20 protein-coding genes are annotated in these 23,853 nt (G+C 41.4%); 5 read left to right on the top strand and 15 right to left on the bottom strand.

The annotated features are described in order from the left end of the window. Positions 1 to 13 precede the first annotated feature (13 nt). On the bottom strand, positions 14 to 1,381 hold the full coding sequence (locus tag QOW94_RS08250) for an SLC45 family MFS transporter (RefSeq protein WP_502867260.1): 1,368 nt from the start codon (positions 1,379 to 1,381) through the stop codon (positions 14 to 16). 187 nt (positions 1,382 to 1,568) lie between these two features. Then, positions 1,569 to 2,540 (bottom strand): LacI family DNA-binding transcriptional regulator, encoded by a 972-nt coding sequence (locus tag QOW94_RS08245; RefSeq protein ID WP_283679901.1) that lies wholly within the window; start codon positions 2,538 to 2,540, stop codon positions 1,569 to 1,571. Between the two features lie 120 nt (positions 2,541 to 2,660). Here QOW94_RS08245 and QOW94_RS08240 point away from each other — a divergent pair, with 120 nt between their 5' ends. Then, positions 2,661 to 3,191 carry a hypothetical protein gene (locus QOW94_RS08240; protein WP_283679900.1) on the top strand — a complete coding sequence of 177 codons (531 nt, stop codon included), beginning with the start codon at positions 2,661 to 2,663 and terminating at the stop codon, positions 3,189 to 3,191. 48 nt (positions 3,192 to 3,239) lie between these two features. Here the strand turns inward: QOW94_RS08240 and QOW94_RS08235 are convergent, their stop codons facing one another. From QOW94_RS08235 to QOW94_RS08210, 6 genes are all read right to left on the bottom strand, one after another. Then, positions 3,240 to 6,911: a S8 family serine peptidase gene (locus tag QOW94_RS08235; protein WP_283679898.1), complete on the bottom strand. Its 3,672-nt coding sequence runs from the start codon at positions 6,909 to 6,911 to the stop codon at positions 3,240 to 3,242. Between the two features lie 193 nt (positions 6,912 to 7,104). Further along, positions 7,105 to 11,493 (bottom strand): S8 family serine peptidase, encoded by a 4,389-nt coding sequence (locus QOW94_RS08230; protein WP_283679897.1) that lies wholly within the window; start codon positions 11,491 to 11,493, stop codon positions 7,105 to 7,107. Positions 11,494 to 11,730: 237 nt separating this feature from the next. Further along, positions 11,731 to 13,059: a C1 family peptidase gene (locus QOW94_RS08225; RefSeq protein ID WP_283679896.1), complete on the bottom strand. Its 1,329-nt coding sequence runs from the start codon at positions 13,057 to 13,059 to the stop codon at positions 11,731 to 11,733. Positions 13,060 to 13,186: 127 nt separating this feature from the next. Then, entirely contained in the window at positions 13,187 to 13,693 is a 507-nt protein-coding gene (locus QOW94_RS08220) for an ECF transporter S component (RefSeq protein ID WP_283679895.1), read from the bottom strand. Positions 13,694 to 13,704: 11 nt separating this feature from the next. Further along, complete coding sequence (locus QOW94_RS08215; RefSeq protein WP_283679894.1) at positions 13,705 to 14,271, bottom strand: TIGR01440 family protein; 567 nt, start codon at positions 14,269 to 14,271, stop codon at positions 13,705 to 13,707. Between the two features lie 14 nt (positions 14,272 to 14,285). Then, positions 14,286 to 15,131, bottom strand: a complete 846-nt coding sequence (locus QOW94_RS08210) for a bifunctional hydroxymethylpyrimidine kinase/phosphomethylpyrimidine kinase (protein ID WP_283679893.1) — start codon at positions 15,129 to 15,131, stop codon at positions 14,286 to 14,288. A 61-nt stretch (positions 15,132 to 15,192) separates the two neighbouring features. Between QOW94_RS08210 and QOW94_RS08205 the strand changes: the two genes are divergently transcribed. From QOW94_RS08205 to QOW94_RS08195, 3 genes are all read left to right on the top strand, one after another. Next, the gene (locus QOW94_RS08205; RefSeq protein ID WP_283679892.1) at positions 15,193 to 15,864 is read left to right on the top strand and encodes a YoaK family protein; all 672 of its coding nucleotides are present in this window, start codon (positions 15,193 to 15,195) and stop codon (positions 15,862 to 15,864) included. A gap of 315 nt (positions 15,865 to 16,179) precedes the next feature. Continuing rightward, positions 16,180 to 17,358, top strand: a complete 1,179-nt coding sequence (locus QOW94_RS08200; protein ID WP_283679891.1) for a vitamin B12 independent methionine synthase — start codon at positions 16,180 to 16,182, stop codon at positions 17,356 to 17,358. 17 nt (positions 17,359 to 17,375) lie between these two features. Then, the gene (locus QOW94_RS08195) at positions 17,376 to 17,711 is read left to right on the top strand and encodes a hypothetical protein (protein ID WP_283679890.1); all 336 of its coding nucleotides are present in this window, start codon (positions 17,376 to 17,378) and stop codon (positions 17,709 to 17,711) included. A gap of 49 nt (positions 17,712 to 17,760) precedes the next feature. On the opposite strand, the gene lplA is transcribed toward QOW94_RS08195, so the two are convergent. The 3 genes from lplA to QOW94_RS08180 form a co-directional block, all read right to left on the bottom strand. After that, positions 17,761 to 18,807, bottom strand: a complete 1,047-nt coding sequence (gene lplA, locus QOW94_RS08190; RefSeq protein WP_283679888.1) for a lipoate--protein ligase — start codon at positions 18,805 to 18,807, stop codon at positions 17,761 to 17,763. Positions 18,808 to 18,827: 20 nt separating this feature from the next. Beyond that, positions 18,828 to 19,322 carry an O-acetyl-ADP-ribose deacetylase gene (locus QOW94_RS08185; RefSeq protein WP_283679887.1) on the bottom strand — a complete coding sequence of 165 codons (495 nt, stop codon included), beginning with the start codon at positions 19,320 to 19,322 and terminating at the stop codon, positions 18,828 to 18,830. Positions 19,323 to 19,423: 101 nt separating this feature from the next. Next, on the bottom strand, positions 19,424 to 20,644 hold the full coding sequence (locus QOW94_RS08180; protein WP_283679886.1) for an aminotransferase-like domain-containing protein: 1,221 nt from the start codon (positions 20,642 to 20,644) through the stop codon (positions 19,424 to 19,426). 110 nt (positions 20,645 to 20,754) lie between these two features. On the opposite strand from QOW94_RS08180, the gene QOW94_RS08175 reads away from it, so the two are divergent. Then, the gene (locus tag QOW94_RS08175; RefSeq protein ID WP_283679885.1) at positions 20,755 to 21,654 is read left to right on the top strand and encodes a LysR family transcriptional regulator; all 900 of its coding nucleotides are present in this window, start codon (positions 20,755 to 20,757) and stop codon (positions 21,652 to 21,654) included. A 69-nt stretch (positions 21,655 to 21,723) separates the two neighbouring features. Here the strand turns inward: QOW94_RS08175 and QOW94_RS08170 are convergent, their stop codons facing one another. The 4 genes from QOW94_RS08170 to QOW94_RS08155 form a co-directional block, all read right to left on the bottom strand. Continuing rightward, positions 21,724 to 22,524, bottom strand: coding sequence for a DUF3658 domain-containing protein (locus QOW94_RS08170; RefSeq protein WP_283679884.1), 801 nt, complete (start codon positions 22,522 to 22,524; stop codon positions 21,724 to 21,726). 160 nt (positions 22,525 to 22,684) lie between these two features. Further along, positions 22,685 to 22,984: a hypothetical protein gene (locus QOW94_RS08165; protein WP_283679883.1), complete on the bottom strand. Its 300-nt coding sequence runs from the start codon at positions 22,982 to 22,984 to the stop codon at positions 22,685 to 22,687. A gap of 102 nt (positions 22,985 to 23,086) precedes the next feature. Beyond that, entirely contained in the window at positions 23,087 to 23,635 is a 549-nt protein-coding gene (locus QOW94_RS08160; protein WP_283679881.1) for a helix-turn-helix domain-containing protein, read from the bottom strand. 28 nt (positions 23,636 to 23,663) lie between these two features. Next, positions 23,664 to 23,853 (bottom strand): hypothetical protein (locus QOW94_RS08155; RefSeq protein WP_283679880.1); only part of this gene is annotated, 190 nt, incomplete at its 5' end.

Genomic DNA, 23,853 nt, shown 5'->3' with positions numbered 1-23,853 from the left:
GTTAAATTCCTTTCTATGCTTTATAAGTTTCTTTAATCAAGCCAACTGACAATGCCCCAAGTGCCATTATGATTCCGGCAAGCAAGAACATGTTTGGTTGTGAGTTTCCGAATAATGGGAACAATGCAAAACTGGCAAGTGATGCCACGATTTGTGGTAAACAAATTGAACCGTTGAATAGGCCAAGGTAAGTACCCATGTGTTCACCTGAAAGAGCATTAGTGATCATTGTTAATGGGTAAGTGTTCATTGCTGCCCATGCCATTCCAACAAAGATAAATGAAATGATTAGAATATTTTGACTGTGAACAAAGAAGATTGATAAGAATCCAATTGCTCCTAATCCTAAACTAAGAGAGTAGCCAAGCTTATGATGATTATTAGGAACCTTAGCCAAAACATATGACCAGAGAACAGCTGCAATTGATTGAACTGCGGCTAAAACTCCGTACCAGTTTCCGGCTGCTTGATAACCAGTTGAACTTGCATCAACAGTATTCCAAACATTCTTAGCAATTGCTCCAGCAGAGTAAGTCCAAAGGTACTGGAATGCTACCCAACAGAAGAACTGAACAAGTGAAACGGTCCAGAATACTTTAGGAGCTTTCTTCAAAAGTGCGAACCAGTTACCACCAGTGGTGTTTGCTTCTTCCGAAATTCCATGATATTTAGCGTAAGTTTGTGGGTCATATTCTTTAACCCGGAAAATGGTGAACAAACTAGTAATCAACAGTAAGGCTGCCCCAACGTAGAATGAAATAACAACTGATTGAGGAACAACTCCTTTTTTAGCAGTGTTAGCAATTCCCATCGCTGTGAACAAGAATGGGAAGATGGCAGCGATAACCGCACCACCGTTTGATAAGAAACTTTGAATTCCATATGCGTAACTCTTCTGATCGTCGTTAACCATGTCCCCGACCATCATCTTAAATGGCTGCATGGCAATGTTCGATGATACATCCAGAAGGGCAACCGTTACCGCACCGAAAACCAAAGCGGTGACTGACGCGTAACCGAAGCCAAAACTTCCTGAGTTAGGCAATAAACACATAACAATAATAGCAATTAACGTACCCAACGCTAAGTATGGAAGTCGACGACCACCTAACTTAGGAGCCCAGGTTCTATCCGAGTAATAACCAATAATTGGTTGCACGATCAATCCTGCCAGTGGTGGCAAAATGAAGAACCATCCCAAGTTATTAGGATCCGCCCCGATTGTTTGAAAAATTCGGCTCATTTGAGAACTTTGCAACGTAAAGGCCATCTGAACCCCGAGAAAGCCAAAGTTGATCATCCAAATCGTACTAGCCGGTAATTTAGGTAATCCAGACTTTGGAGCTGTGGTATCAACGTTATCTGATACTGATTTATCCATGATAATATCCTCCCTAGAATTTTTTACAATGCCATTATTACATGAATTTTTTGGTTGTGCAACCGTTTGCATTTTAAATTTTGGCAATTTATCGCTTACACCCTTACCCCGTTTGGTTTGGTAACGATTACATTTATTTTTTTTCGCAAACAAAAAGGCGCCCTATGAATAGAGCACCAAAATGTTGTTAAACCATGATTTCATGAGCAATAATGTTGTGTCGTTGCTCACCAGTCAATTGCTTTGTTTCGTTAGCAAACAATATTCTGGCAGCCGACCGGCCCATCTCCTTTGGGTTCAAGTCAACTGAGTGGAAATGTTCATTGGTAAGTTCTCGAGGCAATGATGCGTTATAACCGACTACCTCAACTTCACGACCGGGTCGTTGGCGCCGATATTCCGAATAAAACCGCAACCCAGTATAATCGTCGGTGGCCAAAACCCCATCGATTTCATCATGCTCATGAATAAATTCAATCGTTTCTGTATTATCAGTTTCTGACGAAGATAAAATCACCGGTCTTAAGCCAGCTTCATCCACCATCGTCAAATAGCCAGTTAACCTGTCGACTTCGTACGGCCAGCCATTCGTTGATTCAACAAAAACCGGATGCTGACATCCCAATTCATCGATCAAAAACTTAGTGCCATCGTAGCCGGCTTTGACATTATCATTATCAACATACATCCAAGAATCTCCATGAGTTGGTTTGCCAACCGTAACAAAATCAACTGGAGATTTCTCGAGCAACCTGATAATTGGATCATTCAAGTGAGAGTATAGAAGAATAAACTTCTTTACCTGTCCTCGTTTGATCATCGATGTCACATTCTCAATTACTGTTTCCGTAGTGTCACCAATCGCAACTGAGAGGACGTAGTTCTTTTTTGAAAGCTGATTATTTATGCCTCGTAGCAAATTAACGTAGAAAATATTATCAACTACCCGGTTATTGACTGGAAACACGACTCCCACACTGTTAGCTTCTTTATTGGTCAAGTTTCTAGCGTTATAGTTTGGCTGGTAACCAGCCTTATTCGCAAACTCGTGAACTTGGTCTCTAGTCTTCTGACTAATCCGTGGGTTGTCGTTAAGTGCTCGCGACACGGTGGAAACTGACAATCCCATTTGCTTTGCAATATCTCTGATCGTGATCAAAAAACGGCCCCCTTTTATCTCGAAAATATTAAGTATTTGTTTCTTTTATTACCAATCGGTCATTCTACTAGATTTTGCACTGTTTATGTGATAATTTCAACTCATGAGGTGATACAAATTATGAAAAAAAGAGGGTTCCTAGGTGCAATCATCGCCGTTATCGCAGTGTTTGCCCTTGTTTTAACCGGTTGCTCAAAAAATGACAGCAACAAGACAAGTATGAAAAATCCAATTGCGGGAAAAACTGCCAAAGAGGCACTGACTTCTCACAATAACCTATGGTACATGAACGGTAAAATCAACTACCATAGTGAATCTGGGATTGACGCTTACCACTTCAATAAGAGTAAGCAAACCGTAACGATTTACAGTGTTTCCAAGATTTACAAGACTTTCAGTCAAGCTAAAAAAGCTAAAGATCTTAACAAGCAAGGAACTCTGAAGTACACATTCAAGAATTCTTCTGCTAACAACCCTGTAATCTACATGAAGGGTAAACTTGCAGGAATTCCAATGGATCAAACTGTTTCTGTTAAGTCAAAGGTATCTGGGACTTATAAGAAAGACCACATTAACGTTGCAGGTTTCCGAGTAGTTCGCGATTTAGATGCGGATAAAACTCATCAAGTTTTGGTTACACCTAAGTATTAATCACCGTAAAAAGAAGCCATCCATGCCGGATGGCTTCTTTTTTTAAGGTTACTGTCTAACTACATCTATTTTTTTCGAAACGCGGTTTCCAGTTTGATCAATTACCGTTACGTTAAAGTAATTATCACCCTTATTTAGATTGTACGTATTACTAAACGTGACTGGTTGATAAGGATTAGGTTGCTTACTGGCATCCGTATTGTTAACGAATCCAGAATTATTTTGTTGATGGAAAATATTATTGCCATTGATCGACAATCGGTAGCCATCAACGTTATCATCAACTGTCCCGCTGATAGTGTAACTACTCCTACTTGTCTTTATCTGACTGTTGTCATTATCTAGTTTTAAAGTTGGCTTCTTAGTATCAACCTTGACCAACAACGTTCCCCGAGAGGTCGTTTCCTTTTTAGAGCCTGGGACCACCAGTTTATAGCCAATCCCCTTCTCGTCGGTTGAATTTACCGGCACCTTGAAACTAAAGTGACCATCTCCATCAATCGTAACCTGATTGTCAGGGTCATTTTCGTTTGGTGACTTAAAAATTTGTAATTTAGCCTTTGGATTACTTACCTTCCCGCTAATTGTTAATTCCTTAGTTTCTGAATTATAGAACTTAGCATAAGAATTAATCACAGTTAAATTATTATCATTCAGCTCTGCAAACTTAATTCCCTTGGTTTCCGCAAACCTAGTGGTTAAATCCTTAGTCGCGTGTCCTGGCAAATCAGCAGCCGTACCACGCTGAATCGATTGCTTTAACGCGGCTGCGTTGGTTAAGAGGTTAATCTTTTCTTTTTGAACCCATTTATTCGGCGCAATTGCATCCTTAGATTTGCTTGTGTTGATTGATAAGTAGTTTGCGGGTGATTGCAGTGTATCACCAAATTTTTTAGTTGTAATTGACGCGAATCCCTTTAACAAGACTGGAATTCCTTTTTCAACTTTAACGGAAAAGGTAGCAATTCCCTTCTTAGGGTTGACCTTACCCATATACCGTTTACCTGAAAACTCATCGCGGGCGTAAGCGGTAATCCCTGCATTCTTTGGTACTTTAGCTACATACTTGATTGTGCCCGATTTGGGGACCAGTACCTTCCACATATTACGATCTGCGTGAGGAAGCTTAACCAGCGCTCCATTTTTCTTAGACTTGGACTTACCCATCCGTAACCACTGAAATTGAGGGGCAACTTGTTTGGTAGTTAATTTGCTGTTTGATTTAGTTCCACTTGAAATCCCAATTTTTCTTGTGGTGGTGTTTCCTGCCAAATCGGTTATTTCAACCGCGGACTTACTCCCACCTGCTTTGATGTACCGAAGGGCTTCCTTACTTAGCTTAACCGTTCGAACCCCGGAGTTATCACTAGCATTTGAATGGAGCTTAAGACTAAATTGTTTCTTTGGCGTGTCAATAACAGCATAACTGTACTTTGAAAACCCAACTCCCTGATCAAAATACGAAACCCTAAGATTACCATTACTATAACTAACCTTAACGTTTGGCTTAGCCGTATCAATTTTGAATGGTAGACTGAACGACTGTTGCTTGTTAGCCCCGCTATTATAATTATTAGTAATAATGCGGTAACTATAGTTGCCGTCTTTAGCCACTACATAGGCGTCCTTACTTTGATCAAATACCTTACCATTCCACCTAAACCGGTTCGGATTCAACCTCATTGAAGGGGATAAGGATAAATCATCATTCCAACTGTCACCATCTTGATAAAACGAACGCTGAAGGTTGTTTTCCTTATCAATTACCCGGACTACATTACCACTACTATCGATAACTTCCATCTTGGCACTCTTTAAGTTTTGCTTAGCGAACACATAGGGAGAAACCTCATCGGAAACCCCATCTCCATTAGGTGAAAAAGCCACTTTTGAATTCATCACTTTATTACCAAGTGAACTCCAGGAAAGTCGGTGGGACGGGTTATTGACAATATGAGCCAGTGACTTAGCATCCGTTATGCCCAGCGGGGTGTTATGCTCATCAACCAAATACCCACCTTTAAAGGCACTCCCCTTTTGATTAGCTGGTTTATCAATAACCTTTTCGGTTGTTAAATCACCGTAATAGCCAAGATATGGGACAGTTAAGTTTTGCTTACTATCTTTATTGATAAGACGAACGAATCCTTCAGCCAAGTTGTTTCGCTTAAGCTTACCGTTCAATTTTAAGCTAAACTGCAGGTTCTTACTTTCACCAGGATTAACGGAAACTGTTCGCGAACTTGATTGCAAGCCAGCCCCCTTGATGGGTGAGTCATAAGCCGATGAGTCGTTGACTTTACTGGTTTTCTCAGTATACACCTTACTTGGATTAATTTTGTAAGTTTGCGTTTCATTACTCTTATTGGTTAATTTTAAAGTGAAGTTTTTTTGGTTGCCAATTTGTTTAAGCGACTCTGAGGCAAGACCCGTATAAAGATCGACTAATGACGCTTTGAGATTAGCAGCGTTAGTCACATTTATCTTCCCGGCCCCCTGCCTTCTTGGCGATATAATATTCTTTCGACTTAGAATATCATTCATTGGAACGGCTGAATTCATCATCGCGTTTTTTACCGCTAATACTAAGTCTGCGCCCTGTAAGTCTGGTTGCTCCTTAGCAAGCCGCTGCATAATTAGTGCGGCAGTTCCCGAAATGAAAGGCGTGGCCATTGATGTTCCACTATCAGTTTCATAAGTATTATTCTTCCACGTTGAAACAATATCTTCACCAGGGGCCGTTACATCCGGTTTCAGGGTAAAGTCTGGGGTTGGTCCCCAAGATGAATAAGACGACATATCTTCTGATTTACCACTATTGGTTTTCTCAGAGGCAACTGTAACGGCACTTTCAGCAACCGCAGGGTTTGAAATATTACCACTAGTTTTCGGTTCATAGTACTTGCTGATTGTTCCAGGGACCCCCATATCAGTGGTAAAGATACTTGCTGCGTGCCCGTCATTTCCAGCCGCAGTAGCAACGAACACTCCATGATCAGTAGCATACTTCACAGCTGCCTGTTCCTCATCAGTGAGTGATTGACTTGCTGCGCCGATTCCAAGCGACATATTAATGACATTTGCTCCAAGGTCAACTGCATCATGAATGGCCCTAGCAACGTCATGTGGGTTTTCATCCGCAAAGCCACCAAACACTTTCATATCAAGAATTTGGGCTTCTGGGGCAACCCCCTTTACGTATTTCTTACTGCTAGTTTTACCGTTGGCAGTCGCGATACCCGCTACGTGTTGGCCGTGATAACTCGAAACATCATCCGGAGCCCCAGTGTCATTGTCATTATTAACGTAATCGTAGGAAAACGGAATTTTTGAATTTATATACTTTCCATATCCCTTTTTAGCTATCATGCTACTGGCGTCAGCCTTTGAAATCTTACCTGATGCCGCGTTTGTCAATCGCAAATCTTTATGTGGTTGAACTCCCGAATCAATGACCGCCACAACCATCCCTTGACCAGAATATCCCTGCTTCCAAAGTGCAGAAACATTACCTTTAGTTAACGAGGCTTGGTTTGCATTTGTTTTTTTACTTGTTTTTAAGATTGAATTAGTCGATAACTCGCTTGTGATTGCAGCTTTCGTCGATATTACTGACGGCTCACCAAATAGAATCCCCACTCCAGTAATAACCGAAATTGTGATCCAACCCATATTTGGCAGAAAATGCCGACTTTGTGGACAACCATTGTTCTTAAGCATAAAAAACTCCTTAGTCATAACCTGCACCCAAGTTATTGTTATTTCTCCCCAAAAGAAAAAATTAGAAAATTATTAAAAACCATTACGCCGTTATTTTATAGTAACCACGGCATTTGTCAACTTAAAACAGCTAATGTAAAGCAAATGGTATAAAAAAACCACAAACCATAAGTTTGCGGTTTTTTATTTAAAATTACTTTGCATTCTTGAGGAATGACTTACTTGCAGTAACATATGTTCCGTTAGTCAATTGGAATCTGTAGCTATTCCCTGATTTAACTACAGCTTTGACTTTAAGGGTTGCTCCTGCTTTGTAACGCTTAACTCGTTTGGCATCCCCAAACTTGGCTTTGCTATAAGCATAAACTGCCCGTTTAGTAGTCACCTTACCATTCTTAGCAACAGTAGTGTGGTACTTAGAACTTGCCTTTGACGGCTTAACTGAACTCTTCAATGCAGTAACGTACTTACCGTTAGTCAATTGAAGTCTGTATGAATCGCCAACTTTAACGACATCCTTAACAGAGAGGACTGTTCCCTTCTTGAAGTGAGCGCTTCTCTTACCGTCGCTAAACTTCTTATTAGTGTAGCTATAAACCCCGTTAGAACTTGTAACGACCCAAGTCTTACTTGAGGCATCATCACCACTGTAGTACTTAGTGCTTGTATCCTTAGAATCAGCAGTTTGCTTGCTTGAATCTTTACTGTTATCACTAGATGATGTAATACTTGGTTTCTCAGTTGGAGCTTGAACTGGGGTTACCCCAACGAAGTATGATGAGCCAGTTGAACTTGTCGAAGTGGTGGTTGTTGCAGGCGCTGCTTTTCTTACCACGTGGAACTTCTTGGTAACAGTGTTGCCTGTCTTATCAACCGCATTCAGAGTGAAGTAGTTGTCACCTAATGCCAAGTCATAAGTTTGACTAAACTTATAGGCTGGGTATGGGTTTGCATCCTTCGTAGCATCATCATGGTTATTGAAACCAGAATTATTTTGTTCGTGATATACGTTATCGCCATTGGAGTATAATCTCCAACCATCGGTGTTATCATCGGCTGAACCACTAACTGTAAACGTACTGTTTGTGGTTTCCACTTCGTATTCACCGGTCTTAGCATCAACCTTAAACAAACTTGCGTCAGGTAAGTTCAAACTTGGGAATTGGGTATCCAAAGCGATTTCCAAGGTTCCTCTAGATGTCTTGCCATCAGCTGTGGTCAACTTGTAACCAACGCCACGTTGTTCGGTCGCCTTGAATGGTACTTGGAAACTAAATGTACCATCACTGTTGATCTTAACTTGGTTGCCGGCATCTGATTCATTAGGAGTCTTGAGAATCATCAACTTATCCTTTGGATCGTCAACCTTACCACTGATGGTCAATTGGCCAGTCTTAGCATCGTATAGCTTGCTGTCGGCCCCGAGTAATGTTGTGTTATTGTCGTTTAACCCATTGAAAGTAATTCCTGGAGTTGGGTCGAAACGAGTAGTTAATTTAGCAATACTGTGACCATCTAAAGTAGGTGCGCCATTGACGTCAGTAACTTGTTTGGCAGCGGTGGCTTCGTCGGCAAGTGGATTGTCGGCTTTGACGACATCATCTTTAATTGCCTTATACTTAGTCGAATCACTGTCATTAAACACAATCAATCCATCAGTGCCAGATTGCTTAAACTCACCAAACTTGGAACCTCCAATAGTTGCATAGCCAGAAAGTTGTGCATATCCACCCTCAGGAATGTTAATCTCAAAAGTTGCTGTACCTTTAGCTGAATCAACTTTACCTGCATAAGTGACACCATTTCTCAAATCAGAGGCATAAACCTTTAATCCTTCAAGATTCTTAGGTACTTGAGCAGTAAATGTTTGCTTACCGGTATCAGAAGTAACTACTTCCCAGTAGTGCTTACCAGTTTCAATATCATCACGAATTTGGCCGTTAATATCACTCTTCTTATCACCAATCCGAACCCACTTAAACTGTGGTGACGCACTTGCTGGTTTAGCTGTATCCGTCGCATCTGATCCACCAGCAACTGCCTGAATCGTCTTAATAGTCTTGTTTCCAGCAATGTCTGTTACGGTAACCGTAATCTTGCCATTACTTGCTTTAAGAGCCTTCAACTGATCCTCAGTCAACTTGTAATCAGCCGACCCTGAAGTTGCCTTACCATCGTTCTTTAAAGGTACCCCAGCTTCTTTGCCACCGATTGTTGCGATAGCATTTGAATCAGCTGAGAAGCCAGCTCCTGTATCGCTGTACTTAACAGTTAAAGTATCACCACTGAAACTAGCATCGAATTCAGGTTTAGTATTATCAACCTTGACTGGCAAGTCATAGTTTTGAACCTTCTTCGAACCATCATTATAGTTGGTAGTTACGAATCTGTATGAGTACTGGCCATCCTTAGCAACGGTGTACTTGCCCTTTGATTGGTCGTAAACAGTACCGTCCCACTTAAACTTAGTAGGATCTAATCTCATTGATGGTGACAGAGTCAAATATTGGTTCCATGAGTTTCCATCCTGATAGTATGATTTAGCGAGGTTGGTTTCCTTGTTGACGACCCGCACAACCTTACCGCTTGAATCAACAACCTCGGCTGTTACATCCTTTAAGTTTTGCTTAGTAAAGACATATGGACTAACAGTATCAGAAGTGCCATCACTGTTTGGTGAGAACGATACCTTATCGTTCACAATCTTCTTACCAACATTATTCCAAGTAACACTGCCATCAGAACCATTAACGAGGTTTGAAAGTGAAGCTGGATCTGAGATTCCAAGTACGTTATTCTTTTCGTCGACTAAGTAACCACCACCAAAGACACTGTCCTTGTCGTTAGCTGGCTTATCAACAACATCCTCGTCGGTTAAATCACCATAATATGCCAAGTAAGGAACGGTTAAGTTTTGCTTACTATCCGCATTCTTGAAGGTTAAGAATCCTTCAGCCACCGAATTCTTCTTAACCGTATCGTCAATCTTCAAGTTAAACTTAACTTTCTTAGTTTCACCAGGGTTAAGGGTAACTTGTTTTTGATCAGCAGTTACGGCTGCTCCCTTAAGAGGAGTGTCATAGAGAGTATTGGCATTATCCTTATCTGATGTTTGAGTAAATGTGGTTCCTGAATCAACATCGTAAGTGGCCGCTGACTTGCCATTATTAGTAACCGCAACTTCAAAGTCCTTTGAATTGCCAACCTGTTTCAAGGAAACCGAGGCAATCCCTGTTGATGAATCAACAGCAGCTCCTGTTAAGTCACCAGCTTCGGTAACATTGACCTTCCCTGCACCTTGGCGACGTGGTGAAATGACACTGCCCTTATAAGCTGGATCATTCATTGGGTCAGCTGAGTTCATCAGAGCATTCTTAGCTGCACTAACCAAAGCGGCACCCTTAAGTTCTGGACGCTCCTTTTGAAGTTTTTCGAGAACTAGAGTAGCTGAGCCGCCAAGAAATGGTGAAGCCATGGAAGTACCACTGTCGCTTTGATATGTGTTATCTTGCCATGTTGACCAAATATTAAGACCTGGGGCGGTCACATCAGGCTTTAGCGTGTAATCGGGTGTAGGACCCCATGACGAGAATGAAGCCATATCATCATCAGCACCCGTTAAAGTGTTTTCAGCAGCTACTGTGGCAGCGGTCGCTGAAACTCCTGGATCAGCAATCGTACTATTATTTGCTGGATCATACGCGGTCTGGATACCACCTGGTGAGTAAGAACCGTCTTGGCTAACAATACTACCGGCATTCCCATCATTACTTGCAGCGATAGAAACAAACACACCATGATCGGTAGCATACTTAACGGCAGCTTGCTCTTCATCCGTGAGTGATTGACTAGCAACCCCAATTCCAAGAGACATATTAATTACGTTTGCACCTAAATCAACCGCATCCCGAATTGCCCGTGAAATGTTATTTGGATTCTCATCCGCAAAACCACCAAAAATTCTCATATCAAGGATTTGAGCTTCTGGTGCGACTCCCTTAACATAATCAGAGCCCTTACCATCAGCTTGACCGTTAGCCGCCATAATTCCAGCAACGTGCTGACCATGGAATGATGATTGATCATCTGGCTCACTCGTATCGTTATCGTTATTTACATAATCATAAGCAAACGGAATCTTAGAGCTAATATATTTACCATAGCCCTTCTTAGCAATGGCTTTTTCTGCATCTTCTTTGCTAATTTTTGCATCAGCATCATTAGATAAACGAAAATCCTTATGCGATTGAACCCCTGAATCAATAACGGCAACTACCATTCCCTTACCGTTGTATCCTTGGCTCCAAAGGCCCTGAACGTTTCCCTTATTTAAGGCATCTAAGTTCTTTGGATCGTTTGACTTTTGTTTATCATCTGCTGCCGCTAACGTCTTCGTTGAGCTGGCAAATGGCGACACCACCGTTTGTGTATCAGCATGAACTGCTGGCTGACTTAAAGTAAAACCAGCAACTAACCCAATTCCAGTTGCTAAAGTAGCAATGGTCGCAGTTACCCAATTACGGCCAGATTTGTACATTTTGTAGTGTACTTTAGTGTCGGAATTATAACCATTTTTCCTCATAATCAATCTCCTTTTGGTGGTAACCCCCGAAACCGCCGTGTTTAATATTCTATTCAACTGGTCCCCTATATCTACCGGTTAAATTAGAATTGCGTTTGAAAATCATTATATATTATTAATTTTATGAGTCAATACTAATTTAATTAAAACGCCGTCATATCAGTAACACATGGTTTACAAAAAAGCTTAACCCCATTTCATAATGAGATTAAGCTTACAATAATAGTTAATATTCAATTAGGCCAAGGAATCCCATGCTGGTAGGTCTTCTGCTGGCTGATCGAGCAGGGCTTTCTGATCAGCAGTTAGGTACTTCTTGTGAACAACAACTTCATAAACAAAATCTTCCATCCAGTCATCATTCATCGTGAAGTAACCTTTCTCACCGTTCTTATCACCCCATGAGTTTTCAACCTTCCACTTGATTGGCTGGTCCTTATCATCTAAATCAACTCCAGCAAGTGTCATTGCGTGGGAAACGTTAGCTTCGTGGTACTCTAACCGCTCCGCCTTACTCATTTTGAAATCAACATCAAACAACTCAGAGTAACGGTAAAGATTGCTATCAAGGTAACCCGTTTTTCGATCCATCTGTTGTAAAACATCATTACCAAACCAGACAGTTTCACCGTCTTTAAGTTGAGCGATTGCCGTATCCTTTAACGCTGCCATTTCAACGTTAAGAAACTCGATTTTTTTACCACCGACCACGTTATTTTGGCTAGGTAAAGCATATCGTTTATTAAGTTCCTTATCAGGTGAATTAGATAAGACAACGTAATCATCTAAGTCAACGTGGAAATATTTATCAAAGAATTCTTTTGGCGATAATCCAGATACTTCGTGAAACTTCTTATCATCATCTCGATATTTAAAATCGACTTGAGTAGGTGGCTCACCAAATGAATAGGCCACAATTCGGTAAACCTCATTGAGCATTTTCTTCCGAGCAGCTACCAGTTCATCATCTGATTTATTATCGCTAATCATCCGTCTTAATAGCATACCGTCTTTTCGCAGCTTCTTGTCCATAAGTAGATCAAACGCACCAGTATTCTTGGAGTTCGCGGTTTCCGGATACAAACTAGCGGGAACAACCCCATACTTTTGAACCAACGCTGCCGCCATTGCCCACTGACCACCATCATCACCGGGGCCACTAAGTAATGACATCACCTCTCGGTCATCGGCTGGCTTATCAGAAGTTGCCAAAATATTATCATAAAACATATTAGCCCGTTCAATCTTGTCCCAGAAGAATAGGTATTTTTCGGATAACTCAAAGTCCTTAACCTTATACTCCTTAGCAAACCCATGCCGCAACGTATTCATAACAGAAAACAGCCAGCACCGGCCACTTTGACGTTGGTTTGATACCGCACCCGTTTGTAAATCAACGGAGAATACAGGATCTAACCGAACCGCTGCATTTGGATCTTGGGCTGCTTGGTTGATTCCATTTTGAGCAACAATGCGTGAAAGCACGTCACTTTTAGTTGAGTTAGTAAAGTTTGTATGTAACTCTTTAAAATCTTGTTCATCTAATTCGTAAGTATTCGCACTCATATCTTTACCTCCTAATGTTATTCTCATTGTATTCTTAAAAACAATTAAGTCAAAGGGGCATTTACACACCATCACTAGTTAAACTCGAAAGAATAAAAAAAGAGGGCTAGCCCTCAAGAATCAATATCTAATTACTCAATCTTTTCCCCATTACTTCAAATACAACCCACGCAACGACCGCACCAACAATTCCTTGAATAGTATTTGTCAGTAATCCTGCGACCCCCGCACCAACGTTGTACAGTAACGAATCCGTCACGAAGTAACCAGCAACCATAATAATAACCCCAACTACCATTGCAATGACCTTTGAGGTTCCCTTAATTTCATTAACTCCTGCAATTTTACCCGCAATCAAACCCTCGAGGCCGTGCACGATAAACGAGAACACCATATACTGACCATAACCAGAAATCAAGTCGAGTAAAAATCCACTAGCTGCCCCAACAAAGCCACCATACCGGGATCCTAGCATAAAGGCCGCCAGAAAGATTCCAGCATCACACAGGTTAATATTCCCGTGGGTCATTGGGACCGGAATCAAGAATACCCGACTGATAGCAACCGTCAAGGCAGTAAGCACAGCCGCTAATACCATATTTTTATTCGTTTCTCGACTCACATTTCTTTGCATTTAATCAAATCCTATTCTTTTAAATTATCGTCAGTGAATTCATACTGGGCTCTTGTACCACCAACTAACTTGGGGCGCGATTTCAAGCAAACAACATTTGCCGAACCAGCTGTTCGATGGGTCAACCTAACCGGAATTTGAACGAATTTCACGTGCATTCCGATTTCAGTTCCCCCAATATCAATGCCACCAAAGGCAGTTATATGCTCAACTTCAACTGGATCATTCATTCGTTGGTACGCTGCTACCTGAGTCCCACCACCAGCATGAATTGCCGGCACAACAGCAACCTCCTCAAAGCCGTGAGATTCAGCCACTTCTCGCTCCATCAACAACGAACGATTAATGTGCTCACACCCCTGAATAGCAATGTGGCCGTTATGCTCCGTAACCCGATTCGCTATTGTTTCATAGACCGCAGCCCCTACTTCAAGACTTGAGCTAGTACCTTTCCACTCACCTCTAATTTCACTCGTGCTACAACCAACCACAAATAACCCATTTTTAGGGAAATCAACTTTTTCAAAGTATTCATCCAGCACCTCATTCAAGTCGTTTTTCACTTGATTGATATCCATTAAAGCCATCTCCCTTAATCGTTAATAAAACCAGCCACATCAGCCAATACTGCTGACAACGATAACCCATACTTGTTAGGGTTGTTCTTTCGGTTTGCGGTTTCCATTATTGCTACGTTAGTTTCGTTAACTGCGAACTTTACGGCTTCATCAAATTCAGTTCCTAATGTCAAAAAGCCCGCCAACAATGATGTAAGCAAATCGCCAGTTCCATAGAAGTGGCCAGCAACTTTCTGGTTGCCAAACCACTGTAGCTGATTGTCTTGCAGGTATAATACTCCGACTTTGTCTTTAGATTCAACCCCAGTCACGACTATTTTAACCGGTTTACCAATAGTATCTTGTAGGGATAACACCATTTCACTAATTAAATTAAAATTTAATTTGAGCGGTACTTTTGTTCCAGTCAGAGCCGCTAGCTCAAAAACATTTGGCGTTAAAATGTCAGCCATTTTACCTAGTTTCATCACCGCCTTTGCATATTCGGGACCAAGTCCAGGATAAAAATCATTCCGATCGCCCATAACAGGGTCAATGATTAAATTGTCAAATGACTGCTTTTTTATAAATGATTGTAAAATAGAAAGTGTGCCAGTATCACCAACATAGCCAACTATCCCAGCAGAAAATTCAGACATACCAATGTCTTGCCAATGATCAAAAGTCGACTTTAACCACTCATCGGTAGATTGACGCGCTGGTGTCCCAAACCCTTCCGTTTGCGTTGAAAACAAAGCTGTTGGTACCGCAGCGGTCGTGACCCCAAAAGCTGCCATTACTGACTGAGCTGCAACAGTCGACATTCGCCCAACCGCTGAATAATCTTGAGCAATAAACACAGGTGCCACTTTATTTTTCAAACTAGTCCCTCATTTCAATTTTCCGTTAATAAAATTATACCCCATTCAGAAAGGAGCTCCCATGAAACGAACAAACATAATCACGCTGATTACCCTAGTCCAAACTTTTATTATGGGGGCAATCGATGCCTTCACCTTTCAAAATTACGACGGTTCCTTCGTTAGTGCCCAAACCGGAAACCTAGTTCTCTTTGGATACGAGCTCATTCGCGACGGTTGGACGACCGCATCCCTTAGAATTCCCGTTTTAATCGGATTTTTACTCGGAGCGTTTTTATCCCAACCGCTTACCAATGACGATATTCATCTCAAATCGCAAACCAAAACTAACCTTTTAATCAGTATTACCATCCTGACTATTACACTGATTCTCTTAATTGTTAACGTTGACCGCCTGTTGATTCTCTTCATTCTCGGTGGCTTCTCAGGTTTTGAACTTACCGCATTTAGCACTATCGGCAAAACCAAAGTTAATAACGGGATTATGACCGGTAACCTAAAAAACTTTGCCAATAATTTATACGAAACTATCTTTAATCACGACAACAATGCCAAGATTGCCACAATTAACTTTGCCCTCGGAATTTTATTCTTCGTTATGGGAGTTGTTGCTTCCGCTCAGTGGCTGTCGGCTAGGGCAATTCTTCTATTCCCAATACTCATTATTTTTAACAGTGGCTTAGTCATTCTCGCAATTTTTTTCAAAAAAGAGGTTGACACATACCAAAAATGAGACTATCTTTAATACAAATTTAACTAACCAACGACAAAGAGAAGAGTAACAACCACGATTGTTTACAGAAAGCTGGGCGGCTGAGAGCCAGCATCATGACGGAAGTGAAGATGAGCTCTTAAAGTTATTCCCCTGTTCACGCAGTGAAATCGGTAGGAACCGTTAACTTCCCGGGTATCAACAGGTACCGATGAGGCAATATTTGTAAGAATATTGTGAACTAGGGTGATAACACGAAGCATTCGTCCCTTAGACATAAACATATGTCTTTGGGCGAGTGCTTTTTTTGTTGGTAAATATTAGGAGGAATTATCCATGACAGAACAAACTACAGCAATTAAATTTCCATATCGGTATGACATCGTCGGCAGTCTTTTAAGATCAGATAAGCTTAAGCAAGCCAATAACGACTTCCGTAACCAAACTATTTCAGAAGCAGAATATCAAACCATCAAGCAAGAAGAAACTAGCCGAATCGTAAAGAAACAAATCGAACTTGGATTGAAGGACGTTACCGACGGTGAGTATAACCGGAGCTGGTGGCATCTTGACTTTCTTTGGGGACTAAAAGGAGTTGGTCATTATGATTACAAACAAAGCTATAAATTCCACGGATCAACAACCAGAACCGACAACGCTGACTTGGTCGGCAAAATCGGATTCAACCCCGACCACCCCTTCTTCAAAGACTTCCAGTTCGTCCAAGACGTCGTTTCTGAGACGCTTGCTAACCACGAAGGCGATTCCAAGTTCGAAGGTATTTCTGACGCCGTTGCTCCAAAACAGACCATCCCATCACCAACAATGATTTTCCGAGACAACCGGAGTGATAACTGGAACGAGTTTTACGAAACCTGGGACGAGTACTTAACCGACCTTGCCAAGGCCTACCATGAAACCATTCTTCATTTTTACGAACTTGGTTGTCGTTACATTCAACTTGACGACACTACTTGGGCATTCCTTATCAGTAAGCTTAACGAAACCCTTGATAATCCAACCAAACATGAGCATTTTGTAAAACTTGCAAACGACTCTGTTAAGGTTATCAATGATGTCCTCGCTGGCCTGCCTGATGATCTGACTGTCACCACTCATATCTGTCGGGGAAACTTTAAGTCAACTTACCTCTTCTCGGGTGGTTACGATGATATCGCTGATTATCTAGGCCAGCTTAACTATGACGGATTATTTCTTGAATACGATAGCGAGCGGGCCGGAGACTTTGCCCCACTAGACCGAATTTGGAACGGCGATAAGAACAAGACAATCGTTCTTGGCTTGATTACATCAAAAACCCCAGAGTTAGAGGATAAACAAGCAGTGATCAATCGAATCAAAGACGCAGCGACCCACGTTCCCCTCGAAAACCTAGCTCTTTCAACTCAGTGTGGATTTGCTTCAACTGAAGAAGGGAATAAGCTAACCGAAGATCAACAATGGGCAAAACTGACCCTAGTTAAGGAAATTGCCGAGGAAGTCTGGAAAGCTTAGGAATCGAGCTGATTAACATGACCAAAATAACCGATGGGAATTTAGCTAGGGTAGCTGAAATTGATGCCTTGTACCAAAATGCGGGAATCAAAGTCGCTAGAGATCAAGTCCAAACTATCTATCAAACAATGCAATCAGCTGACTTCATCATTCAGGCTTGGGAGCAAGATCAGCTGGTTGGCCAACTGTGTTTATACTCAAATGAGGTAGCCGAGGTAATTGTTTCACAGGAAACATCTGTAACAAACGTTGCCAACGTGCTGATTAGCAGAGCTAAAAATAAATTACCGGAGCTTAATTTGAGACTATTACCGCAAAAAAAGCACCACAATCAAAAAAATTTCAAAGATTAAAAATACCCGCAGTAATTTGCACATCCATACAAATTACTGCGGGTTTTATTTAGCCTAATTTTTCCGAATTCATCATTAGTTTCGCAAATTCACTACCGCTCATCCACGGTAGCACCGTTTTTAATTTACCATTATCAAATCGGTCACCAAGGTCAATTTCATTCATGTCCACACCAATCATTTCGTTCTCAGCTTCACTAATGTCATTTTCCTTAGTGAAGAAATCACCGTACAGGTTGAAATGAGTTACTTGATTATTTGCCACTTCAAAGTTGACTGAAATTGTTCCCTGTTCAAACCGTTGGTTAGCATAACGAGAGTAATGAGGGCGATCGCCAATATTCCACTTTTGATTACCAAACTTATCGCTGACGATTGCATCAATTTTTTGCCAGTCGGTATCAGAAAAGAAGACTCGCTCGATCTTATCGACGCTATCCACGTTAAACAAAGACCTTAGCCAGATTTCTTCAAACTCAGCTGCGTCTAAATTCTTTAGTTCATCAGGAAGGGCAGCCTTAACGTCAAAGATTCGGCTGTTCACTGATGCAAATCCCTTCGATTCTAATTTTGACCGGACAGGAGTTAGCACCTTACCAGCCGTTTCAATATCAACGTCGTATAACAACGTTCCCCCAATCGAAAAGCGGTCATCCAGCTGAAAAGCGGCCATTCCTGACACCTTGCGACCACCAATTGCTACATCATTTCTACCGGTTATGGTGACATCCTTCACCCCAAGGGCTTCCAATACTTTTACTAATGGGGTTGCGTAATGTTTAAAATCAAGCCAGTACTTCCTATCGTTGGGGTCCACAACGTGATACATGTAGACAAAGTTTCCGAGGTCGGTATAAACTGCCCCACCACCCGCAGCTCTTCGCATTAAGGTGATATGGTGCTGGCGTAAATAATCTAGGTCCACCTCCGCGTATGCATCTTGAAATCTCCCTATAACCACAGCTGGTTTATTTCTGCCAATAAAGAACGTGTTCTCAGAAAACGGATTACTCTGCATCATATAAGTACTAACTGCCTCTAACGTAGCCACATCATCGACTAGCTTGCCATTCCGGTGAAGATCAATAAGTTTCATCTCAAACTCCTCACTTTCACTTATTCATTAAGTGCTTGTTTGTATGCATTATACGTCGCGGAATCAAAACAAACCATTTGAACGGTCATTGGATTTTGGAAGCTGGTTATAGTCTCAACAGCAATTTTTGCGGCTCGCTCCAACGGAAAATCATAAACTCCGGTACTAATTGACGGAAAAGCAACTGTTTGACAATCATTTTCAGTAGCTCGTTTGAGACTATTCAAATAACTATTCTTCAATAATTCATCTTCATTATTATTACCACCCCGCCAAATTGGACCTGGTGTATGAATGATAATTTTGGCGTTTAGGTTAAAAGCGGGTGTCACCTTTGCCTCACCAGTTGGGCAGCCCCCTAACTTTCGGCAGGCAGCATCCAGCTCCGGGCCGGCTGCCCGATGAATTGCACCATCAACGCCACCACCACCCCGTAACGATGTATTGGCCGCATTAACAATCGCATCAACTCTAAGTTTCGTGATATCCCCTTGAATCACTTGCAGGTTTGCCATAAATTATTACCCCATTTCTAAGTACTTATAAAACAAAAAACGAGAACCGTAGTCATCCCCAGGGAATAACTTAGATTCTCGCTTGATAATATTAATCTCGATTAGTTATTCTCAACCAGTGATTTACTCAATTCTGATTTTAGAATACCACCTAATCGTTTCATTCCGTCATCAATTTGCTCTGATGAGAGACCGGTAAAGTTCAACCGCATCCCATTAGTCTTATCCTTATATGCATAGAAGTTCTTTGAAGGAACATAAGCAATGTGGCCTTCTGGCGTTACCTTGTTGTAAAGAAGGTCCGTTGTGTTGATAACATCAGGAACCGTTACCCAAGTGAAGAAACCACCATCTGGGCAGGTTGCCGTTACTTCTTCTGGTAGATACTTTTCGATTGCGTTTGCCATTGCCACCCGACGTTCCTTATACACATCAATCAACTTATCAATGTGTTTATCCAAGTCATTTTTAGCGAGAAACTGGTTGATCGCTGAGGCAGTGATGTTAGGTACCTCAAGATCAGCTGCTTCCTTAAGCTTATATAGCTGCTTGATAATTTTTTTGGAAGCAACTAGCCAGCCAGTTCTTAGCGTTGGCATCAGAATCTTTGAAAAGCTAGAAAGGAGAATCACCCGGTCCTCAGTATCAAATGACTTGATGGATGGTAGTGATTCCCCGACGTAACGCAAGTCCCGGTATGGGGTATCTTCTAGGACCATAAAGTCGTATTGGTTAGCTAGTTCAACTAGCCGTTTCCGTTTGGCAAGGGACATTGTTACCCCACCTGGATTATGAAAATCAGCCACTGTGTAAACTAACTTGATCTCTGGGTGTTGCTTAACCGTTTCCTCTAACTGATCCATATCCATTCCATCACTTTGAAGTTCAACTTCATAGTAAGTAGGCTCGTACATATCAAACGTGGATAATGCCCCAACATATGTCGGTGCTTCAACCACGATTGCATCACCCTTATCAATTAGTAATTTAGTGATCAAGTCGATTCCTTGTTGGCCCCCAGCCGTCAACATTACGTTTTCAGCCCCAACATTTTCGATTCCCATCTTTCTCGTTGCTCGCTCAGCTAATCGTTCCCTTAATTCAACTGGTCCCGCGATTGTATGGTACTGGAAGGTATGGGCCCCCTCATTATCAATGGCATCAATGTATGCCTGCTTCATTTCATTCATTGGAAATAGGTTTTCTGCCGGTGCTCCCGCGGTAAACGTAATTGCATCGTCAAAATCCATTACTGGAAATAATCCTTCAAGTCGTGAAGGTGTTTCTGGTTGTACTCTACTTGAAAATAGTTTGTCATTCATCCCCGGCACCTCTTTGTGATATTTTTCTCTATGATATACTCTTAATATAGATTAGTAAAATTCAAAGTATTCATTTTTAGTTGAAAGATTTTCACCTTAGGAGGACTAAAATGATTCCATTCGCCTACAAAGTGTTTAGTACCGTCGTTGAACAGGGAACTTTTTACAAAGCATCCGTTGTTTTGAACGTGACTCCGTCCGCAATTAGCCATTCCATCAACCAATTAGAACAGGACCTCGGCTTTCCCGTTTTTAATCGCTCTAGAACCGGAGTCGAGCTTACTGAGAACGGCAAACAAGTATTGCCGATTGTTCAAGACATCCTTAATACCCAAAAACGATTAGATCAAGTTGCAAATAACATCAACGGGCTTAGTTCTGGCTCCATTAAAATCGGTGCTTTCTCATCGGTTTGTATAAACTGGCTACCACCAATCATCCAAAACTATAAAAAATCATACCCAGACATCGATATCTCAGTCGACCAGGCTGGTTTTGCCGACATCGTTCAGGAGGTTAAGAATGGCCAAATTGATATTGGGTTTACTTCCTTACCAGTGAAGGAGAACCTCATTGTTGACGCTTTAGTCAAGGACGAAATTTACTGCATCACCCCAAAGGGATTCGTTCCTAACAACCAACAAACTGTAACCAAAGCTGACATGCGCGGACGTAAGTTCATTCTCCAACGGGGGGATTATGATCTTGATACTAAGGCCACTCTTGACCACTATTCGATTCAGCCTAACTCACTCCAGTTTTCAATTGATGATCAATCAATCATCGCAATGGTGGAGGCAGGCCTTGGCTGGGGAATTCTCCCCGAATTAGCCCTGCAAAAGATTAGTGGTGACGTGGCAGTTTATCCGTTTGATGTGCCCTCCTATCGTTCAATCGGGCTGGTAACCTCTGCAACCCTTTCTAAAGCCCCATCAACTAAGAAGATGATTACCCAAATAAAGGAGTTCGTTGCAACTAACTATCCGGATAGGCTGTTAACTGAAGGTTAGCAGTTAGTTAAAACCTAAAAAGCCAATAATGATTTCAAAATTTGAAATCATTATTGGCTTTTTTGCATTCTACTTCAACTTAATTTTCATAGTAAGCATCCCGTCATCCTTGGATTCTAACTTACCCGTTTCAATGAGGTGTGTGATTCGCATTCTTAACCACCAATCGGGAACTGATGGTAGGTAATTACCGAGGGTTTCACCAATTACCCTCACGGCATTGACGAAACCGTTCCTCGAAGTGCGCTCAATACTCTCAAGAATAAATTGGTCATAGAAATCAGCAGGTCGACTGAGTAACTGACCGTTTAATAAAACGCGAACTTCGCCGGGCTCATCTGATAGGGCGCGCCACTGCATCGCTAACCCATTTATTTCTCGTTGACTTACCATCTTATCAAGTGAAAATAACCCTTCTTTGTCAATTTCATCAACCCCAAGTTCGCCAATTTTGGCGTATTCAATCACCCGATCATCATGGCTAGAAAAGCTGGGAACTTGAATGATACTGACCCTAGCATCAGTGCCCAAAAGCTTGCTACTAAACCACCTCAAAGCACAGTAATCAGCAACGTTACCTTCAGATACCCACAAGCGGATCCGTCGGCCCCTTGCAATAAGCTCATCAAGATGGGTCAATTTGGTAGCGATGTCGTCTATGTATTCATCAACTGTTGCCATGTGGCTTTCATGTGCCCCAGCCAACCGTTGAATATAAAGCTGTTTGCGATTTGCTACGATATCAGAATCAATTACGTTTCCCAAATCCAGCGACAACGGTAACGAAATCACTTCATTATCGACTCGCCTGTTAGTGTAGTAGTGCTTTAGGGTTGCATAAAAACTATCTTCAAATGTTATATCAATCATTCGCTAGCTCCTGAAGTTTATTTTTACTTACTAAAAGCCCCGTTCAGGTCTTCCCGAATCAGGGCTATATCTTTCTGAATCAGACTTAGGTAGTATACCAAACGTTATGGTTTGCGTTACCTATTCCAAACGATATTCAGATTTTTTTAAATATTTACATTTAACTCAAAACCTGCTGACAGAGGGCAACAGTCGCAAACATTAATCCAACGATAGTCAGCGAAAAAAACAGGCTGACCTTGCCACTAAAGCCGCCCTTGGCATGCAAAACTGCAATGATATCGGCCCAAGAGACAAACGAAATTCCCATCAACATTAACCCAATAATTTGAAAACCTCGAAATGTCATTGCTCCAAACGCGGCTACAGTTACTATCAACGTGCCAATAATCAACCAGTATTTACTGCGTGAGTTAAACTGGTTAGCCAAAGTACCAGAAAATTTATCCTTAGTTTGCATGAATCAACAGAACATTCCCTTCATGAGTATTTAGTTTCCATTATTACCCAAACTTCCATAACTGTATAGTGACACTTAGTTTACGCTAACTGTCAGTCCCGCTTATTTAACGCTCTTAGATCCTTCATCAAAACCAGTCCTAATATCATTACTCCACCCATTTAAAATCTGAGGAACTCTATATACCTGCGGTAACAAGAACAGTACCAAGCAAATAATTATCAATACCTGCGTTGGTTTTCTAAACAGCGATTTCAGCTTGTTCCACTTCACTGTACAAATTAAGGCAATAAAGAAAAAGAATAGCAACACACTAGTAATGTTATCTAGGGTAGTCGCTCCCATACCAAATCCTGCTAATAAAATACATAATGGGACAGCAATTCCAAAGGACCACACTAAAATTTTGGTAATGGGCCCCATCTTGCCCTGCTCTAACTTACTCATCAGACGGTCATCTCCTCTAATCATTTCATCCAGAGAGATGCCAAACAAATCACTTAAGGCAACCACATTTGCAAAGCTAGGCAGCGCTGTTCCCCGTTCCCATTTAGAAATTGATTGCCTTGAAATCATTAACTTATCAGCTAAATTTTGTTGGGACAGACCTAATCGTTGCCGGTGCTTTTGAATTACCTTACTGATTTCCATTGTGATATCCTCCTGGATTTAATATGAGTTAACCATATCCGAATAAACGGCTTTGATAAAGCACCACTTGGTTGCAATCCCATCCTAATATAAAAGAGGCTGGGACATAAGTCCCAGCTAACGCAAAAAAACTTCGGAAATTAATTTTTCCGAAGCTTTTTTGAATTCTATGTAGCACAGAGAATTCAACTCTGCTATTCTTAAATCGACGAAAACCC

Origin of the sequence: Lentilactobacillus sp. Marseille-Q4993, assembly GCF_951230165.1 — a bacterium.
In the GTDB taxonomy this organism is placed as follows: Bacteria; Bacillota; Bacilli; order Lactobacillales; family Lactobacillaceae; genus Lentilactobacillus.
This window is presented reverse-complemented; position numbering and strand designations above follow the sequence as displayed.

Excerpts from the sequence above, each read along its gene's own strand:
- QOW94_RS08235 (WP_283679898.1), bottom strand. The coding sequence starts at position 6,911 with ATGCTTAAGAACAATGGTTGTCCACAAAGTCGGCATTTTCTGCCAAAT.
- QOW94_RS08165 (WP_283679883.1), bottom strand. The coding sequence starts at position 22,984 with ATGCAAACTAAGGATAAATTTTCTGGTACTTTGGCTAACCAGTTTAAC.
- QOW94_RS08225 (WP_283679896.1), bottom strand. The coding sequence starts at position 13,059 with ATGAGTGCGAATACTTACGAATTAGATGAACAAGATTTTAAAGAGTTA.
- QOW94_RS08215 (WP_283679894.1), bottom strand. The coding sequence starts at position 14,271 with ATGGATATCAATCAAGTGAAAAACGACTTGAATGAGGTGCTGGATGAA.
- QOW94_RS08195 (WP_283679890.1), top strand. The coding sequence starts at position 17,376 with ATGACCAAAATAACCGATGGGAATTTAGCTAGGGTAGCTGAAATTGAT.
- QOW94_RS08220 (WP_283679895.1), bottom strand. The coding sequence starts at position 13,693 with ATGCAAAGAAATGTGAGTCGAGAAACGAATAAAAATATGGTATTAGCG.
- QOW94_RS08160 (WP_283679881.1), bottom strand. The coding sequence starts at position 23,635 with ATGGAAATCAGTAAGGTAATTCAAAAGCACCGGCAACGATTAGGTCTG.
- QOW94_RS08205 (WP_283679892.1), top strand. The coding sequence starts at position 15,193 with ATGAAACGAACAAACATAATCACGCTGATTACCCTAGTCCAAACTTTT.
- QOW94_RS08250 (WP_502867260.1), bottom strand. The coding sequence starts at position 1,381 with ATGGATAAATCAGTATCAGATAACGTTGATACCACAGCTCCAAAGTCT.
- QOW94_RS08230 (WP_283679897.1), bottom strand. The coding sequence starts at position 11,493 with ATGAGGAAAAATGGTTATAATTCCGACACTAAAGTACACTACAAAATG.
- QOW94_RS08175 (WP_283679885.1), top strand. The coding sequence starts at position 20,755 with ATGATTCCATTCGCCTACAAAGTGTTTAGTACCGTCGTTGAACAGGGA.
- QOW94_RS08170 (WP_283679884.1), bottom strand. The coding sequence starts at position 22,524 with ATGATTGATATAACATTTGAAGATAGTTTTTATGCAACCCTAAAGCAC.
- QOW94_RS08240 (WP_283679900.1), top strand. The coding sequence starts at position 2,661 with ATGAAAAAAAGAGGGTTCCTAGGTGCAATCATCGCCGTTATCGCAGTG.
- QOW94_RS08185 (WP_283679887.1), bottom strand. The coding sequence starts at position 19,322 with ATGGCAAACCTGCAAGTGATTCAAGGGGATATCACGAAACTTAGAGTT.
- QOW94_RS08180 (WP_283679886.1), bottom strand. The coding sequence starts at position 20,644 with ATGAATGACAAACTATTTTCAAGTAGAGTACAACCAGAAACACCTTCA.
- QOW94_RS08200 (WP_283679891.1), top strand. The coding sequence starts at position 16,180 with ATGACAGAACAAACTACAGCAATTAAATTTCCATATCGGTATGACATC.
- lplA (WP_283679888.1), bottom strand. The coding sequence starts at position 18,807 with ATGAAACTTATTGATCTTCACCGGAATGGCAAGCTAGTCGATGATGTG.